Origin of the sequence: Microcoleus sp. SVA1B4 (assembly GCF_036700545.1) — a bacterium.
In the GTDB taxonomy this organism is placed as follows: domain Bacteria; phylum Cyanobacteriota; class Cyanobacteriia; order Cyanobacteriales; family Microcoleaceae; genus Microcoleus.
Genome location: NZ_JAUBPB010000004.1, coordinates 171,547 through 188,920, shown reverse-complemented (window position 1 = coordinate 188,920; position 17,374 = coordinate 171,547). Strand labels below are relative to the sequence as shown.

Genomic DNA, 17,374 nt, shown 5'->3' with positions numbered 1-17,374 from the left:
TACAACAAACTACATTGAAATTTAGTCGGATTTAACTGTAGCATATTTTGGGTTCCAGTTAAGATGCGTTTACCCTGAATATAGGGCGGACAAAACTTATTAATTGTTTTAATTATTTTTTCAGCTTCAGCCTTTGTTTTACACCGAATAATGTACGGATCAAACTCTTCACTATCAACAATCTGTTCAGAAACAGAGGTATTGAAAGCTTCTGGAATAGACTCACTCAGTCCATCCAACAAAGACGTAGTGACTTTGAATGCTTTTCCTAATACTGGACCGAAAGAAGGTATCAATTCTAACAGTCTTTCTCCAATTTCTCCCACTAATTGTCCAAAAACCCCATTGTTAGTTTTAACTTCTACTGATTGGGGCAACAAGAGATTTTCTTTTGACTTAGGAGATTTAGCGGATCGACGAGATTCGGCAATTTTATGAATCTCACTGCCTATCTGCTCTTTAGCCTTATTCGCAAATGTGTTAATGCCTTGACTAAATCCTTGGATTAGTATTTGTTTTTCTTGCTCGACAGTATTTTTGACTAACTCAACTTTGTACCTCGCATTCTCTGAGCGTTTCCTGTACTCTTCAACTTTTTGTTTGAGGGCTTCAATCCCCATTTCCCAACCCCTGATATCTGTATTCAGAGTATCTTCAATTGCCTTAGCAGCTTTATCAATTTCTGCCACCACCTCAGTCAATAAATTCCATCCAGAATTTTGCGTAATCCTTTGAATGACTGTTTCTTGAATGGTTAGGATACCGCTATCTGCTAGTGCTTGCGGTGCAATTTTATGAGGTGCAGGGATAATCTGGTTCCCTTCCTCATCTTCCGTGGCATACCTAGCGCTGAAGAATTTTTTAAAGTCTTTTTTTTCGCTTTCAGTGGCCTTTGCTTGCTGAATTAGTTTCGCTAAAAGTCCTTGTCGAGAACTAGCAGGGTAAATAACTGGATTGCAAAAGCCAAAACCGACTAACTCTCGCTCTAAATCTTTAATGACATCAGCAATTTCTTTGTCTCTCTCTGTTTTTTGGTCAACTTTATTCAAAATAAAGTAAATTTTTCCCGTGTTCTCAGCTATAAAATCCTTACGATTTTCAACTACATCCTTAAACAAATCAGCCACTGCATTATCTTTGTAGGAAGCGTAGTTTAAAATAAACAGAATGGCATTGCAGGTTCGCAGTGCTTCTAGTGCTGTCTGCTTCAGTTCATTTATGTTGAAGTTTGCAGATTCCCACTCATTAGGGCCGGGAGTATCAACTAAGGTAAAGCCTGTGAGAGAAGATAATTGGCTAATTGCTTCAATCGGATGCTCTATCTCAAAGCGTGTAGTGTTATCGGGATTGCCTTGTTCTCTGATTTCACGGGTACGTAGCAGGAATTTTTGCTGAATTTCGCCTGCATTACCCTCAACAAGAATGACTGGTTTTCTTTGTCCTTCTCGATACTCTAAAAGTCTAGGAGTTTCACCCTCTTTAATGTGTCGGACATCTGTACGGCAGATAGTACAGGCGGCCGTTTCACTCGCCAGCACATCAGCACCGATGATAGAATTTAAGAAGGTGCTTTTGCCAGCTTTCATTGCTGCAATGACAGCTACTTGATACTTCTGATCTTGCAAAGCCTTTAAAGCTTTTTTAATTTCATCTTCAATGCTTTGTAGCCCTTGACTTTCATCTCCCTGAATGCGGAGTCCGTCACGGAATTCTTTGAGATATTGTAAGAGGAAAGTGCCTGTACTGTGAATGCTGGTGTATGCTGCTTGAAATTCTTGAGAAGACATAAGTTAATAATCTTGATTGAATAAAATATGAGAACAGACACAAAGATAATTGCCTGAGCGTTTCCAGTCGGTTTTAACTGAGATATTGCACCATTCTCAATAAGCCTTTTAGGGACGGGCAGGATGCCCATCCCACAAGAAATTCACTCTTTGTGGAAGGGACGGGCAGGATGCCCATCCCACAAGAAATTCACTCTTTGTGGAAGGGACGGGCAGGATACCCATCCCACAAGAAATTCACTCTTTGTGGAACGGGCATCTTGCCCGTTATTGACTATGGTGCAAACTGAAGTCCCTGGCGCGAGTCAATATTTAGTCGTCAGAAAAAGCCTTGCTAATCCCGTAAAATGCCAAACCTGCTAATGCACCTACGGCTATACCAACGGGGCCAGCAGCAGCACCCATACCAGCACCTCCACCAACAGCACCAATTGCCGTAAAACCAGAAGCAGCTACCACACCAGCACCCGCAGCCGCACCCGCAGCAGCGGAACCTGCCGCTTTCGCTATTTCATCACCTTTAGCCATTGAAATACCTCAGTTTAAGGAACAAAAACTAACTTTTTGACTAATGAAAGTTAACTAAACAGGTAAAATTTGAAATATCACGATCGCACTTTCCCGCTTTTCTAAGTATTTGCACTTAGACAATGAGTCGGTAATTTAATACTAGACTACCTATTGTTAGCAAACAACTAACAAACGCTAGCAATTTCGGTTATGCTATCGTTAGCCACATCTCACAAAACCCGACAATGGCATCAAAAGAAGACTTATTTGCCGAAGCCGCGAAACACTGGGACTTAGAAAGGCTGTACCAAGCTTTTGCAGAAGCTAAACGGCAAATCTCTCCCCGATCGCGCAGGGGACTAACCGAAACAGAAAAACTTTACCTGCGAGGATTGCTTTCCGGTTGCAGCCCCGCCGAAATCGCCCGCCAACTGTTTCAGAGTTCCAAAAGTGCAGAGGTTTATTTATGTAAAACTTTATACCAATATGTTAAAAAAATCGCAGATGTACCTAACGAACCTGTAGGAAATTGGCGCAATATTTGCGATCGGCTACAGGAAGCCGGATATAAAACTCTGTCTTCTCCTGAATTTAAAATAAATAATTCTGTACCTACAGAAGCATTAGTAAAAATAGTTGGTATAGGTGTGATTGAGAAAAATACAGTATCAATTGATATTAACATTCGACTAGAATTCCCCTCAACTTCAGAAACTCCGACGAAAACCGAAGATTTGGATAAAGACGGTTAGATGGGCGATCGCACTTGGGTACAGAAAGGGAGATCGCCCCTCCACTGAAAGACCAAAATGTTAATAATCTTATAGCTGATAGTTTGAGAATGAACTTTTTGATAAAATATCAAAATTAAAACAGCTTCACACGCTTCGATTTTACCTAAAACAATCAAATTAGTCAAATTTATGTCTCGATTAAGTATCAGATCGAACAAAAAAGTTTTGGGCTTTGTGCTGGGTTTATTAATTTTTGTCATTTTCATTCCCGGATGTTGGGCTTTAACAACTAATATTGCTCCCACACCAGTACGGCAAGTAGATAACACAGTAGCTGTGCGGGCAGATATACAAAATACATCAAATTCTCGCTCTTCTTTAGGAGTTGGGCTTCACGGTATTGCTGACTCGTCAACACAATTACCCTTTTTAGATGCTTTCAAATCTTCTAGACAATGGATAACTCAATGCGTCAGCGGACAACCAAACTGTCAAGGTGAATGGGATACAGAAGAGTATAATCTTTTAAACCTTGATGAAAATGGGTGGGTGAAGTCTCTCCCATCGCCCGAAGATGCTCCTAAATATACTAGGGTAAGTACCCTATTACTTAGGGAAATCCCCAATCGCTATCCTTCAGGGCAATATATTGTTACTTATGAGGGTGAAGGTGCGATCGAATATAGGTTTGATGCCAAAAAAGATGAGGCTGCGTCGAAACCTGGGAGGGATATCATTAATGTCGATGCCACACAAGGCGGAGGCATAATGATTACAATTACTGCTACCGATCCCAATAAAACAGGGAACTATATCCGCAACATTAAAATGTTTCACTCCCAAGATGAACAGCTTATTCAAAGCGGTGAAATATTTAATCCGCTGTTTATAGACAAGATTAAAAAATTTAGAGTTTTGCGTTTTATGGACTGGATGGAGACAAATGGTTCTGAACAAAAACAATGGTCAAACCGACCTAAACCAGAGAGTGTATCCTATTCTTACAGAGGCAGTGTTCCCATAGAAGTCATGGTGAATTTAGCTAATAAAGTCCAAGAAGAACCCTGGTTTAATATGCCGCATCAGGCTACGGATGAATATATGACTAACTTTGCTAAAATGGTAAAAGATAGTTTAGATCCAAAGCTGAAAGTTTATGTAGAGTATTCTAATGAGGTTTGGAATTGGTTATTTCCACAATCGCATTATGCTTTGGAACAAGGTAAAGCGAAGTGGGGAGATAAAGGCGATGCTTTTATGCAATGGTACGGAATGCGTACTGCTCAAATGTGCGATATCTGGAAAGGTGTTTTTGAGGATCAAAAGAATCGAGTTGTCTGCGTGTTAGGAACTCAAAGAGCCTGGAGAGATTTAGAAACTTATTCTTTAGAGTGTTCCTATTGGGTGGCTGAAGGCAATAAACCTTGTTATCAACACGGTATTGATGCCGTAGCCATAGCTGGATATTTTAGCGGCAACTTGGGCGGGAAAGAAAGTGTCAGCACAGTAGAGTCTTGGTTGAATGACGCAGATGGCGGATTTGGCAAAGCTTTTAAGCAATTAAGAGAGGGCGGGTTACTGCCGGGGTTCAAAGATAGTTTGCCCGATGTTGAGAATGACTTTAAGTATTTCTTAGATGTGGCTCAAAAAAAAGGTCTCAAGTTATTTGTTTACGAGGGCGGTCAACATATTGTAGGTATTGAAGGAGTTGAGAATAACGAAAAACTGACTGAGTTTTTTATGGCATTAAATAGGCGTCCTGAAATGTATGATATGTACACTCAATTACTGAATAGTTGGAAACAAGCTGGAGGCAGTCTTTTCATGCACTTTGTGGACGTGGGTGGATTTAGTAAGTGGGGAAGTTGGGGGGCTTTGGAATATGTGGAACAAAAGGGTTCGCCTAAGTATGATGCTTTGATGGATTTTATTGATAAGAATCCTTGCTGGTGGGATGGGTGTGCTGTGGAGGGATGATCGGGAATTGGGTGCAATCAAGAATCGTTCGATCGCACTTCCTCAAAATCTTCCGCATCCCCCGGCAAACCAGAACCCTCGCTACCCCTCAACCGTGGCGATTCCCCATTACTCGCACCCGCACCGTAATGCCCAGAATACCTATCCTCCAAGCCCGAATCCCTTAGCGAAATCGCACTTCTTTGACTCGGCGACAATCTATCTGTCGATCGGCGATTTGTTCCCGAAATCGGTGGCTTGCGAGTTAAAGTTTTCCAAGCAGCCTTAATCCCAGTCACCACGCTGCGAGTAGTTACCTGCACGTTTTGCGCCTGCTTTTTGGCGCTACCAATACTTCGATCGACCTGTTTGACAACCTCGCCCGCACTTTGTACTCCCTCGCTGACATCATCCGTCAACTCGCTAATTTCCAGCCCCGTCAAGCGAATCGCCTCCAAAGTGGGCGGAAATTCGCGAGAAAGCGTGTCAGCGAGCTTTTCCACGCTGCGGGCCGCCCTGGCCAGCGCTTGCACTGCAGGTATTAAAGTCACTAAAACAGCAGTCAGGCTAACTGCTACTAGCAAAATTGAAAGTCCTAGCCAAAATATAGGATCGCTCACTTGAATCTGGGATTGGGGGTTGAGAATTTCATGCCATTTAGCGGATGGGAGGGCGCGAGGAGGGACTCACTTCAGATTCAGCTTCCGACAGGGTTTGGCGTTCCCGCTGAGTCGCTTCCAAACCGGCCGCGATCGCCTCTTTGAGTCTAATCAAAGTTTCGTCCCAATTTCGGATGGCAGTTTCAGAAAGTCGATCGGCCTGCAATTGCACGCTAGTCGATAAATCCTCCGCCAACTCCGGCAAAGCATCCGCTGATTTTTTCAATATCTGCCGCGTCTCCTTGCCCGGTCGCGGTGCCATCAGCAAGCCAGTCACGGCCCCGATCGCAGAACCCACAAGCAAACCGCCAATAAATAATCCTGAACGTTTAGTTGACATTTTTATAACTTCTCTCCATACACCAATTTTAGGGGCGTTTGCCCGATCGCAGCCCTTTACAAAGGTAGAAATATTGTTGAAAACCCTAGGGAGTCAGCACAGGCGGCAATTTTAGGATAGCTTACCTCAAACGTCGATCGCGCCTGGACCAAAGCATCCGTCCCAAACCCAGCAATCCCAAAAGTTGCTGAACCTGTTGCAGTTGCAATTCTAGTTGTTGATAACGCCGTCGCAGTTGGCGGGTACCTTGCTGCCTTTTACCAAGGAAATCCGGCGACATACTGAGGACATTGCTGCTACAGCGTTCGATTGCTGCGATCCGAAGTTCCAAACGTGCGATCGTCCGCCTGATTTTCCCCACCTTCGCAGCTATATAAAAACAGACCAGAGATATCATTAAATTGATAATTACCACACCAGCCAGCATTATTTTACCTGCTTTCAACTAATCCCTTTTACCATCTCAATAACCTTTCAGTCGTCTTCAGACGACTTAAGCTTTGAGGCAGGGGTTTAAACCCCTGCCGGACTGCCGGACTATTGCAACCGCCTCAAAATAGCCATTGTAAAAGTTTTAAGCCTGAGACATAGCAGGCAAACAAACCTTAGTACCGCCCAAGCCGCAATAACCGTTCGGGTCTTTAGCAAGATACTGCTGATGATAGCCTTCTGCGTAATAAAACTCAGGCGCGTCAATAATTTCAGTGGTAATCTTGCCGTAACCGGCCGCAGTCAAAGCCTGCTGGTAAGCATCGCGCGAAGCTTCAGCTAGCTGCTTTTGGCTGGCTGAATACGTGTAAATTCCCGATCGATACTGAGTACCCGAATCATTGCCCTGACGCATTCCTTGAGTAGGATTGTGACTTTCCCAAAAAACTTTGAGCAGCGTTTCGTAACTAATTACTTTCGGATCGAACACAACCAAAACTACTTCATTGTGTCCCGTCATCCCGCTGCAAACTTCCTTGTAAGTAGGATTCGGAGTAATCCCGGCCGCGTAGCCAACAGCCGTCGAAAAAACTCCATTTTGCTGCCAAAATTTGCGTTCCGCTCCCCAAAAACAGCCCAGGCCAAACAACGCAGTCTCCATGCCGTTTGGAAAGGGAGGTTTGAGCGGATTGCCGTTAACAAAGTGACTTGCCGGTACCGACATCGACTCTGCCCGTCCCGGTAATGCCTCTTGGGGAGAGGGCAGGCTCGACTTTTTGCCAAATCCAAATAGCACCATAAGTTTGTGAGGGGATCTCTGATAAACATCTTTACCTTACTTAATAATATCAGATGTATACTGAAAACAGTGGTCTGCTTAAAGGTAGAAGGTAAAAACCACAAGGCAGATTTTTTTACGGAAGGTTTTTGGTGATACTGCTCACTGCCCACGCAGTTTTCAATCACATTAGGCAGTGTTCTATGTCACCAAAACACACCTAAAATATCACCTATTGTTGAGGTATAAATCACGCGGATTTTAGGCAAAATAGCCGATTATTAAAGGTATGGTGTTGTAGTAGTTATTCAATGCCATTTATAGGGAGTGTGTAGAGATGGGCGCTAAACCTTGCAGTCAACCTTTAAAATCTAATCCCTTTATTACTTACCGCGACCCAATTACAGGCAAGTGGATTGTGGTAAATCAGACTTTGCCCCAAGCAGCAGAACAAGCACAGCTAGCAGCCGCTTGAGTTTTCCTCTTAATTTTATACCTGAAAAATCAACTATAATTTCAGATTGCGTAGGGGCGGGTTTTACCAACCATCTATGTCGGAAACGAATAATCTGAAAAACCCGCCCTCCCAAGACGAACAATCCAAATGTACATTTTTTCGATGCGTTCACAGACAGCGTTGATGCAGATTATTCATTGTGTGGGGGCGGGTTTATCTAGATTGTTGGCAGTCAGTAAATAGTCGTAAGGTGCTTAGGTTGCACCCTACATAAGCTGTGTTGCATCTAGATTGCCTATGGTATTAGAGAGGGAGAGGGTCCGATGGGGATCGGGGGAGAGGACTTGACGATTTTTGATCGGGACTCGAAATATACAATTTAAATGCACAACAGCTTATAGCCATCCTAAATCATTTGTGAATTTCTTACTCCCTCCCCGCGATTTCGGGGAGGGTTGGGGTGGGGTAAAAAATTTACGACTCCTGCAAAGATTGCTATAAGTAGCACCATACTTTTAAACATTCCTCATCTCTTTTTGCAGTTCCAAATATCGATAGAGGCTCCAAGAACCCTATTGCAGGAACGACTTAATCTTGTTCTGCAACAAATCACACCTGAACTGTCGCAGTTCGCTATCTTATTACAATTTCATTCTTGAAGCTTTATTCTATGCAGCTTCATATTAAATTGGTATCAGCACTGTACATGACGTAAACCTCTAAAGTTGCTAATTTAGTCGGGTCATAAAATATCTAAAATTGATTGTGCTTTGTGATTTGTGAACTTGCAACGAGCAAGCAGCTATCTTGTAGAGTCGCCGGAAATCAGGCAAGTTGAGCAACAGCGGCAACAAATAACCTGAAGTGGGGTGAAGTTTTATGTAATTGAGCCAATATGTAACTAGAGTTCCTTCGCAGCTTCCCGACTGAAATGGATATTGCAAAACTAGATACTTGGTATTCTCCTTCTCAACGCCGCACGGCTGTTTCGCTGTTGATGAAACGAGTAGGCGTAACCCGCACTAGGGCTGAATGCTTTATCAGGCTTTGGGTTTACTTATCGGTGAAACAGCTTCAGGAAAGCCAGCCCCGTCTCAAACCACCGCTGGCGAAACTGGAAGTGCCAGCAACAGAAGTGCAGTGCACTCACCGGGAAGCCGCCGAACTATTTTACTGCGATTCCGATCGCGGGAGCGATCGCGCCGCCGGAATGATGTTAGATAAATTAGCAGCACTCGGATTAATCGCAAAACACTTTGATGGTAACGCTACGGCAATTAAAATTCAGTCAGTTTCAGAAATTTTAGAAACCGCCGAACCTCAAAAGCCTGTACAACTCCAATTAGATGATTTCAACCCTCGGTGCGACGCAATTATCGTTGCCAATTTATTAGCCACCAATTACAACTGGATGAACCGCAACACTAACACAGTTCCCCACAAAATTGCTAAAATACTCCGGCTTTTTGCCCATCAATACTCAAAGGGAATGCGAGTTTTGCGGCGCTCAGATAATCTAAATCCAGTCGGGTTTTACTTACTTTATCCCACAGCTAGCGAATCGGAAGTGAATTTTTTTAATGCTCCTAGTAAAGGGCTTCATTTAAGCTCAATTTCCGATATCGATCCTTTCAAAATGGCGTTACCAGGAGATCAAAATTGCCAGTCAGTATTTGTCCGCAGTTGGATGATCGATCCGCAGTATTTGTCAGAATACCGCATTGCTTTTCTCGAAGACTCACAAAAAGTTTTAGGCGAAATGCAAACAGATTTTCCCAATCTTTGCGACTTGTACACCCTGATGATCCACCCCATGTACGAAAAACAGTCCCTGGCTTTGGGATTTCAGAAGACTAGCAGCGATAGTCAGTTATCTGTTTATTGGATGTATCTAGCATTGGATAGATTTTTAGCGTTAAATATCAAAGAAGCGTTGCTCCAACTGTAATAGATATCTGGTAAATAGCCAGCCAAGGGCACGCAGGATGCCTACACCACAAGAGTTTTACTCGTTACTCGTTACCAGGCAGAGCCTGGTAACGGAGATCCACAGGCTCTGCCTGCAATTTTCGCAAGCAAGCGAGGCAGAGCCTCTGTACATCGGTTCCCAGGCAGAGCCTGGGCAACCAGTTAATCGCCGAATCATCTTGTCTATAAAACTTCTCGTCCCAAATACGGTTGTAAGGGTTCCGGCACTTTTACAGTTCCGTCGGGCTGCTGGTAATTCTCCAAAATTGCTGCCATTGTCCGGCCCACAGCTAAACCGGAACCGTTCAGCGCGTGAACGAATTGAGTGCCTTTTTTACCCGCTTCTTTAAAGCGAATATTGGCCCGCCGCGCCTGAAAATCTGCGACGTTGGAACAACTGGAAATCTCGCGGTATTTGCCAGCAGATGGCAGCCACACCTCTAAATCGTAGGTTTTGGCTGCGGCGAAACCTAAGTCGCCGGTACACAGCGCGATCGCCCGATAAGGCAATTTCAGCGCCTGCAAAACTCCCTCAGCATCCTGCACTAACTTTTCGTGCTCTGCCTCGGAGGTACTCGGATGCACAAGTTTTACCAATTCAACTTTATTAAATTGGTGCAATCGAATTAATCCCCGCGTATCTTTGCCGTAACTGCCAGCTTCCCGGCGAAAACAAGGAGTGTAAGAACAGTGATAAATTGGCAACTGTTCTGCTGTCAAAATTTCACCTCTGTACAAATTGACAACCGGAACTTCGGAAGTAGGAATTAACCACAAATCATCTTGGTCGCACTTGAAACTTTCTTCAGCAAATTTGGGTAATTGACCCGTAGCTGTGAGGGATTCAGTGTTAACTAAAAATGGGGGAATTACTTCTACATAACCTGCTTTTGTGTGGCGATCGAGCATGAATTGAATAATTGCTCTTTCTAGGGCGGCCCCGGCTCCCATTAAGCTGACAAAGCGGGGCTGAGCGATTTTTACTGCCCGTTCAAAGTTGATAATTCCTAATTTTTCGCCGATTTCCCAGTGCGGTAAAATACCGGAATTTTGGGGAATGTATTCGTCTCCCCAGCGCCGGATTTCGACGTTTTCTTCTTCATTTTTGCCGATCGGCGTTGAGGAACCAGGCAAGTTTGGCAGCGGCAGCAATAAAGCTTCTATTTGAGCTTTTAGCTCTTTTTCCTGTGCTTGCAGTTCGTTCGACTCGGTGCCGACGGCGTTGCCTTCTGCCTGCAGTTCCTGAATTTCGGGAGATTCGAGGGGTAAACCCGATTTTCTTTTTTGACCGATGAGTTTGGCAATTTCGTTGCTGCGGGCTTGTAGTTGCGATCGCTTGCCTTCCAACTCCCGCTGCTGTTTGTCTAATTGCAAAATCGGCTCGATTTCATAGTTACCTCCGCGCAGGTTGAGGCTTTCTTGCACGGCTTGCGGGTTGTCTCGGATTAATTTGAGGTCTAGCACAGATTTATTCTAAATCTTAAATTTTAGAGCGGCTGGGACAGAACGAGATGATATAAAAGCTTTGTTAATCATTGGCATATTAAATCATAACTTATTCTGACTTGAAATCCTCGTTGGGTGTCACCCCTGAAGGGTGACACCCCACAAATGTATGTTATAGTTGCAAATATTAGTAGATGCACCCTGATAATTTTCTACCCCAGCCAGCGATGGTAGGGGTTTTTTGTTGTGTGGCATGGAATAGAAGCCCTGGATGCACTATTAGTCTAAAAAACCCAGTTTCTCGCGATTATCGTCTCAAATGAGGCAATTACGTCAAGAAACTGGGTTTTTGTGTCCTGGACTAGGTTACTAAAATATCTTTCCGCTTAAAAGTTAAAGCCAGTGCGAAGCAACCAAACCCATTGAGTGTCGTTGCGGCTGTCATTCTCAGGATTAACAACGGCCCAAACACCAGGGGTGATGGAAATGTTGTCGTTGACCTGAAAGCGATAGAAAGCTTCAATGTGATAGGAAGTATCTCGCTCGCGGCGCACATTACTGCTCGTCACGCGACCTGGTAAACCCACTAAAATCCCCGGTAGATTGCCTTCACCTCCCACATCTGGGAAACTTACCCCGATCGCTGCATACACAATATCGGCGCGATCGTCCCCGTCAACATTTAGCAAAACCACGCCACCTCTACCATCAGAAACGCTGCTAACACCGGAATTTTCTGCATTGGCGCGAGTATAAACGCCCCAACCGTGAACTTGCAAGCGGGGAGCAAGGCGGTAGAATCCTTGTACGCCTACAGAATCGCTGGATGTAGCAATATTGTCCCCAAACGGTCGCGCAGCCAGAAAACTACCCGTACCGCCTGTGAGATCGACTTTACCGCTTGGTGTAAAGGTACGAGAATAGGCTACGCCAATTCCTCCGCGATCGCCCCGGTAGGCAAGCTGAACCAAAGCGTTGTACGAACCGTTGAATAAACCGTTACTTGACTGCGAGAGATTGGCATTTCCGGCTACATAGCCCACAGCCAGGGTGAGGTTTTGGACGATCGTCCAGTTGAGACCAGCACCGCCACCCCCCCGGCGGAAGAGGGCACTGTATTGTCCGAACTTCGAGGGAATTCCCTGACTACCGCTGGGGATCGTTGGAGGAGTCAGCAAATTCGCAATATCGGGATACCCAACACCTGTGGAGCCGACGGTCAGCGAGAGATTAGAGGTCAGCGGGGTGAAATACAATACGTGAGGGACGGTGATTGTGTTGTCGGTATTGCCCTCAAAGCCCAATGCCGTCATATTTGTACCCGTCTCTTCGGCAAGGCTGTCCAAGTTGCCGAATTCCAAACGGGTTCTCAGCATATCGCGACCGGTGAAGCTGGTTTCAAAATTTACTCCCCCCCGGTTGGCAAGAATAGGGTTGGTGCGATCGCCCGAATCCCCAACACTGTTACCCGAGGTATCTGTTACCACCACGATAATTTCCGCATTCATCTTCGTCGTAGTCGAGAACTGATTCGCTTCTAGTTGTGCCGTGCGTGCATCGAGAGCATCGACTCGACCCCGCAACACCGATAATTCAGTTGCAAATTCTGCTTGCAGTTTTTGGACGCTCGCTAAATCTTCCCGAGTAATCAGGTTGGTTGTTCCTGCGGCAATTAGTTCGCTGACTCGATCGAGACAGCTATTCAATCCTGCTGCAAATTCATACCGCGTCAGCGCCCGGTTTCCTCTGTAAGTTCCGTCGGGATAACCGACAATGCAGCCGTAGCGTTCTACTAGAGATTGCAGCGCCTGAAACGCCCAGTCAGTGGGTTTTACATCCGAGAGTTGAGAGACAGAATTCACCTGCGCGAAAGGGTCTTCTGCCAAGGTATTTAACGGTTGAGAAGCAACTAATCTATCAATTGGTGCAGCAAAACTTGGGGATGATGTTAGTAGAAAGAGAGCAGGTGAACCCAGGATAAAAGCAGTAATTAGGTGATAAAAATGCTGGATCTGCATAGGACAAAGCTCCACATAAAAACCGATATTGCATCATTCTCAAGAACGGGCAAGATGCCCGTTCCACAAGAAAATTCACTCTTTGTGGAACGGGCATCTTGCCCGTTCCTAAGCAAGTAATTGAGAAAGGTGCAATATCTCAGTTACATCCGTTAAATTCGTTACAGAATCCTTTGCCGAACTTCCTTCTTCCTTTTCCCCCTTGGGGGGGCAGGGGGGGGTTGGCTTCCCCTACGCTGCGCTTGAACCGGTGCGAACTTTGTCAATCGTCACTGCGATAATTATCACCAAACCTTTGACAACTAACTGCCAGAAGAAAGACACATTCATCAGAGTTAGTCCATTATTGAGCAGGGCAATAATTAAAGCCCCCAGCAAAGTACCCCAAATAGTGCCAATTCCACCTGTGAAACTCGTTCCTCCCAAAATTACAGCAGCGATCGCATCTAATTCGTAGCCTTGCCCCAACATCCCCGTCGCACTGTAGAGGCGCGAGGCGCTCATAATTCCACCTAAACCAGAAAGCATCCCGCTAACACCGTAAACAAACAACAGCACCCGACTCACCTTAATACCTGTCAATCGTGCTGCCCGAATGTTGCCTCCCACGGCGTAAATATGCCTCCCTAGAACAGTCCGCCGCAAGACAAACCAACTCGCTAAAACTGCGAGGAAAGCGATAACAACCAACCAGGGAATTGGGCCGAGATAATTGTTACCTACCCAAGCAAAATTCAGATTTCTATTGATAACTGTAGTGCCGTTAGCTACTAAATAAGCAACTCCTCGCAAAGCAGTGTAAGAACCGAGGGTTACGATGAACGGAGGCAAACCTAAATAGGCAATTAGCGAGCCGTTAAGCAATCCCAAAAAGATTCCCGCTATTAACGCAGCCGGTACGGCAAACCAACCGAGACCTGGAACTAAGGAAACCAGCACCCCGACAACTGCCGTCACGCCCAAAATTGACCCAACAGAAAGGTCAATTCCGCCTGTCAAAATCACAAAAGTCATGCCGGTAGCTAGGACAATATTGATCGATGCTTGCCGGATGACATTGATCAAATTTCCTACTGAAAGAAAGTTGGGCGTTACCAGCGAAAAAATTATACAGATCCCAACCAAAATCGGCAGGATGCCGGCCACTTGGACAAAATTTCTCCAAGCTTGAGCTTTACTTGCTTTTTGGCGATCGCTTGATTGATTTCTAGTGCTTTTTACTTCTGTTTGACTCATGATTTTTTTACCTCTGTTGCCCCGGTGGCATAAGCCATAATGTTCTCTTGCGTAATTGCTTCCCCAGTCGATCCGCCTACTTCACCGACGAGGCTTCCTGCTCGCATCACTAAGACGCGATCGCTCATTCCCACAATTTCCGGCAACTCGCTGGAAATCATTAAAATACCTACACCCTTGGCTGCCAAATCGCTAATAATTCGATAAATTTCGCTTTTTGCGCCAATGTCCACACCTCGCGTTGGTTCATCTAGCAAAAGTACCTTTGGGTTGATAGCCAACCAACGCGCTAGCAGCAACTTCTGCTGATTCCCCCCAGAAAGATCCATTGCCCTGATGCTCGGACTTGCAAGGCGAATCTGCAAATTATTAATAGCATCATTGACAACTTTCAACAGAAAATTTGAGTTAATAATGCCAGCTTTTGCTTCTCGATCTAGGACATTCATGGTGATATTCTCACCCGAACTTGCCTCCAAAAATAGTCCGAGAGCCTTGCGATCTTCTGGCACGTAAGCAATTCCGGCTGCCATTGCTTCATCGGGTGTCGAGACATTAAGATGACGATTTTCGAGTTTAATTTCACCGCTTACCTTCCGATCCGCACCAAAAATTAGGCGGGCAAGTTCTGTTCTCCCCGCGCCAACTAAACCCGCTAAACCTAGAATTTCGCCCGCATGAAGTTGAAAACTGGCCGGCTTTACTTTGTGGCCGTCGCTTAAATTTGTTACCTCAAGAACAACAGCGCCCGGTGTTATTTGATGCTTGTTTTCGTACAAATCCTGTAAAGAACGACCCACCATCATTTCCACCAAGCGATTGGCAGAAATTTCGTGCTTTTCAAGAGAGCCAATATATCCGCCATCTCGGATGACGCTCACGCGATCGGCAAGGGCATAAATCTCTTCCATCCGGTGGCTGATATAAATAATAGCAATGTCCTCATTCCGCAAGCGGCGAACCACTTCAAAAAGCTTATCTGTTTCGCGGTCTGAAAGCGCGGCCGTCGGCTCGTCCATCACTAAAATTCGGCTTTTATCTTTGAGCGCCCTAGCTATTTCCACTTGCTGCTGTTCGGCAATTGAAAGTGTGGAAACCAGGTCTCCAGCATCAAAACTTGCATCGAGGTTTGTTAATACCTCAGCAGCCCTACGCCGCATTTCATCTTGGTCTAAAAATGTACCTCCTTTCTTCAGCTCGCTGCCCATAAAAATGTTTTCAGCAACTGTCAGATTGGGGGCGAGATTGAGTTCTTGATAAATAATCGCTATCCCTAAATTTCTGGCTTGACCGGGGTCTGTCATCTTAACAGCTTGACCGTCAATTTTGATTTCGCCTGCATCGGCTATGTAGGCCCCCGCCAGAATTTTCATCAGCGTACTTTTGCCCGCACCGTTTTCCCCCATGAGGGCGTGGACTTCGCCTGGGTAAACGGTGATATTTACATCGTGCAAGGCTGTAAAACCATGAAAGGTTTTTGTAATACCTTGCATTTCGAGGACGGGCTTGGTTTGGATTGAATTTTTAGTGCTATTTACCATCGTAGATTTGGTGTAGGAGGATGTCACTTGCCATTGATGCCAACTTTCCACGCTCTTTCCCGCAGTCCGGCAGGGGTTGAAACCCCTGCCTCAAAGCTAAAGTCCTCTGAAGAGGACTAATAGAGATATCCCAGAATTCTTGTGGAACAGGCAAGATACCTGTTCTTGACAGGCTTTTTGGGAGAGATCTAATGAGTTTGAAAAGTCTTCTTCTGAGTCCTCTTCAGAGGACTTTAGCTATTAGCCAGGGACTTCAGTCCCTGGCGGACTGGCGGACTGACAGCTTAACTTGACACGAAGAAGGTCACTCGCTTGTCCAGCCTTTATGTCGATCGACGTTTTCGCGAGTAATCAGCGCGACTGGAATCAGAATGTTTGGATTGGCTGGCTTTTTTCCTTTGAGAATGTCGTTACCGACTTCAACTGCCTTGGCTGCCATGCGAAATGGATCTTGAGCTGCTGTAGCCACAAATAAACTGTTGTTCTGTTTGAGCGCATCTAAAGCTTCAGGTGCACCATCGACTCCCACAATAAAGAACTCGCTTCTTTGTGCTTGTTTTGCTGCTAATTCTGCACCAATGGCACAGGGGTCATTAATTGCAAAAACAGCATCAATTTTCGGGAAGGAAGTAAGCAAATCGCTCATCACTCTTAACCCGCCATCGCGGCTGCCTTCAGCGTTCTGATCTTTGGAAAGAACCTTGAGGTTGGGATATTTGGAGAAGACACTTTGGCAACCCTGAACTCGCTCGACGACTGAAGCGACGGGAGGCCCGTTGATAATCACAACGCTGCCTTTGCCTTTCAAGCGATCGGCTATATATTGACAGCTTACTTCGCCAGCTTGCACGTTATTTGAAGTAACTGTCGCATCAACGCCTCCCTCCGCGGCGGTATCAACTGCAATTATCGGAATTCCGGCCTGCTTGGCTTTTTCGACAGCCGGGGCAATGCCTTTGGTGTCAGCAGCATTGAGTACAATCATGCTGACATTAGAGGCAATAAAGTTTTCGATTTGATTAAATTGCTGATTTAAATCGTCGCCGCTGGAAACGAGAGTTGTCCTCACGTTTGCACCGCCGATTTTCTTGGCTGCGGCCTCAGCGCCCTTGCCAACTTGTACGAAGAATGGATTGCCGAGGTCACGGACTGCTACAGCAACTGATGAAAGTTCGGAGTTGCTTGGTTGTATGCTGTTTTGAGCGTTCTGGGAAGTGGCTGTGCAACTTCCCAGAGTGCTACTGAGTAGACTAAAAAGACTGAGTGCGATCGTTACTCGTTTCACCTCAAACTCCAATGAATTCTCGTTTTGAGAGAGTCACTCGTAAATATGACATTGCCAACCTAACATTAGCTTTGGTCAGGTTTAAGCTCGAATACTTAATGTTTTAGGGGTTCTGCTTTTCTTCGTACATTATTGTACGATACCTTGTTTTTTTTCGGCTCGTAAAACTTTCTGGCTCGGCTCGTTAGACTGCTTGGGGAAACAGAAAAGATACGAATATCCAGTATCGC

15 protein-coding genes are annotated in these 17,374 nt (G+C 45.3%); 4 read left to right on the top strand and 11 right to left on the bottom strand.

Annotation, left to right across the window (positions count from 1 at the left end; genetic code table 11):
• Nucleotides 1-1,586, bottom strand: a 1,586-nt coding sequence (locus QT987_RS03830; RefSeq protein WP_333237399.1) for a dynamin family protein, incomplete at its 3' end; no start/stop codon positions are given.
• A 513-nt stretch (nt 1,587-2,099) separates the two neighbouring features.
• Nucleotides 2,100-2,315, bottom strand: coding sequence for a hypothetical protein (locus QT987_RS03825; protein WP_333237396.1), 216 nt, complete (start codon nt 2,313-2,315; stop codon nt 2,100-2,102).
• A gap of 227 nt (nt 2,316-2,542) precedes the next feature.
• On the opposite strand from QT987_RS03825, the gene QT987_RS03820 reads away from it, so the two are divergent.
• Together QT987_RS03820 and QT987_RS03815 are read left to right on the top strand one after the other, a co-directional pair.
• Nucleotides 2,543-3,049 (top strand): DNA-binding response regulator, encoded by a 507-nt coding sequence (locus QT987_RS03820; protein WP_333237394.1) that lies wholly within the window; start codon nt 2,543-2,545, stop codon nt 3,047-3,049.
• A 171-nt stretch (nt 3,050-3,220) separates the two neighbouring features.
• Nucleotides 3,221-5,008 carry a cellulose-binding protein gene (locus tag QT987_RS03815; RefSeq protein ID WP_333237392.1) on the top strand — a complete coding sequence of 596 codons (1,788 nt, stop codon included), beginning with the start codon at nt 3,221-3,223 and terminating at the stop codon, nt 5,006-5,008.
• A 17-nt stretch (nt 5,009-5,025) separates the two neighbouring features.
• Here QT987_RS03815 and QT987_RS03810 read toward each other — a convergent pair whose 3' ends face one another.
• From QT987_RS03810 to msrA, 4 genes are all read right to left on the bottom strand, one after another.
• Complete coding sequence (locus QT987_RS03810; RefSeq protein ID WP_333237389.1) at nt 5,026-5,607, bottom strand: DUF948 domain-containing protein; 582 nt, start codon at nt 5,605-5,607, stop codon at nt 5,026-5,028.
• Nucleotides 5,608-5,644: 37 nt separating this feature from the next.
• Nucleotides 5,645-5,986: a YtxH domain-containing protein gene (locus QT987_RS03805; protein WP_333053412.1), complete on the bottom strand. Its 342-nt coding sequence runs from the start codon at nt 5,984-5,986 to the stop codon at nt 5,645-5,647.
• A gap of 121 nt (nt 5,987-6,107) precedes the next feature.
• A complete protein-coding gene (locus tag QT987_RS03800; protein ID WP_333053411.1) occupies nt 6,108-6,431 on the bottom strand; it encodes a hypothetical protein in 324 nt (107 codons plus the stop codon).
• A gap of 129 nt (nt 6,432-6,560) precedes the next feature.
• Nucleotides 6,561-7,214, bottom strand: coding sequence for a peptide-methionine (S)-S-oxide reductase MsrA (gene msrA / locus QT987_RS03795; protein WP_333237387.1), 654 nt, complete (start codon nt 7,212-7,214; stop codon nt 6,561-6,563).
• 316 nt (nt 7,215-7,530) lie between these two features.
• On the opposite strand from msrA, the gene QT987_RS03790 reads away from it, so the two are divergent.
• Nucleotides 7,531-7,668 (top strand): hypothetical protein, encoded by a 138-nt coding sequence (locus tag QT987_RS03790; protein WP_333053409.1) that lies wholly within the window; start codon nt 7,531-7,533, stop codon nt 7,666-7,668.
• A 913-nt stretch (nt 7,669-8,581) separates the two neighbouring features.
• Complete coding sequence (locus QT987_RS03785; RefSeq protein WP_333237385.1) at nt 8,582-9,598, top strand: hypothetical protein; 1,017 nt, start codon at nt 8,582-8,584, stop codon at nt 9,596-9,598.
• 203 nt (nt 9,599-9,801) lie between these two features.
• On the opposite strand, the gene serS is transcribed toward QT987_RS03785, so the two are convergent.
• The 5 genes from serS to QT987_RS03760 all read right to left on the bottom strand — a co-directional run bounded on the left by serS (nt 9,802) and on the right by QT987_RS03760 (nt 17,144).
• Nucleotides 9,802-11,082, bottom strand: a complete 1,281-nt coding sequence (gene serS, locus QT987_RS03780; protein WP_333237381.1) for a serine--tRNA ligase — start codon at nt 11,080-11,082, stop codon at nt 9,802-9,804.
• Between the two features lie 368 nt (nt 11,083-11,450).
• Nucleotides 11,451-13,082 carry an iron uptake porin gene (locus QT987_RS03775; RefSeq protein WP_333237379.1) on the bottom strand — a complete coding sequence of 544 codons (1,632 nt, stop codon included), beginning with the start codon at nt 13,080-13,082 and terminating at the stop codon, nt 11,451-11,453.
• 231 nt (nt 13,083-13,313) lie between these two features.
• Entirely contained in the window at nt 13,314-14,318 is a 1,005-nt protein-coding gene (locus QT987_RS03770; protein ID WP_333237377.1) for an ABC transporter permease subunit, read from the bottom strand.
• A complete protein-coding gene (locus QT987_RS03765) occupies nt 14,315-15,910 on the bottom strand; it encodes a sugar ABC transporter ATP-binding protein (RefSeq protein ID WP_333237375.1) in 1,596 nt (531 codons plus the stop codon). Before QT987_RS03765 ends, QT987_RS03770 begins: the two co-directional genes overlap by 4 nt.
• 253 nt (nt 15,911-16,163) lie before the next feature.
• On the bottom strand, nt 16,164-17,144 hold the full coding sequence (locus tag QT987_RS03760) for an ABC transporter substrate-binding protein (protein WP_333237372.1): 981 nt from the start codon (nt 17,142-17,144) through the stop codon (nt 16,164-16,166).
• Nucleotides 17,145-17,374 lie beyond the last annotated feature (230 nt).

Excerpts from the sequence above, each read along its gene's own strand:
- QT987_RS03825 (WP_333237396.1), bottom strand. The coding sequence starts at position 2,315 with ATGGCTAAAGGTGATGAAATAGCGAAAGCGGCAGGTTCCGCTGCTGCG.
- QT987_RS03820 (WP_333237394.1), top strand. The coding sequence starts at position 2,543 with ATGGCATCAAAAGAAGACTTATTTGCCGAAGCCGCGAAACACTGGGAC.
- QT987_RS03815 (WP_333237392.1), top strand. The coding sequence starts at position 3,221 with ATGTCTCGATTAAGTATCAGATCGAACAAAAAAGTTTTGGGCTTTGTG.
- QT987_RS03805 (WP_333053412.1), bottom strand. The coding sequence starts at position 5,986 with ATGTCAACTAAACGTTCAGGATTATTTATTGGCGGTTTGCTTGTGGGT.
- msrA (WP_333237387.1), bottom strand. The coding sequence starts at position 7,214 with ATGGTGCTATTTGGATTTGGCAAAAAGTCGAGCCTGCCCTCTCCCCAA.
- QT987_RS03790 (WP_333053409.1), top strand. The coding sequence starts at position 7,531 with ATGGGCGCTAAACCTTGCAGTCAACCTTTAAAATCTAATCCCTTTATT.
- QT987_RS03785 (WP_333237385.1), top strand. The coding sequence starts at position 8,582 with ATGGATATTGCAAAACTAGATACTTGGTATTCTCCTTCTCAACGCCGC.
- QT987_RS03775 (WP_333237379.1), bottom strand. The coding sequence starts at position 13,082 with ATGCAGATCCAGCATTTTTATCACCTAATTACTGCTTTTATCCTGGGT.
- QT987_RS03770 (WP_333237377.1), bottom strand. The coding sequence starts at position 14,318 with ATGAGTCAAACAGAAGTAAAAAGCACTAGAAATCAATCAAGCGATCGC.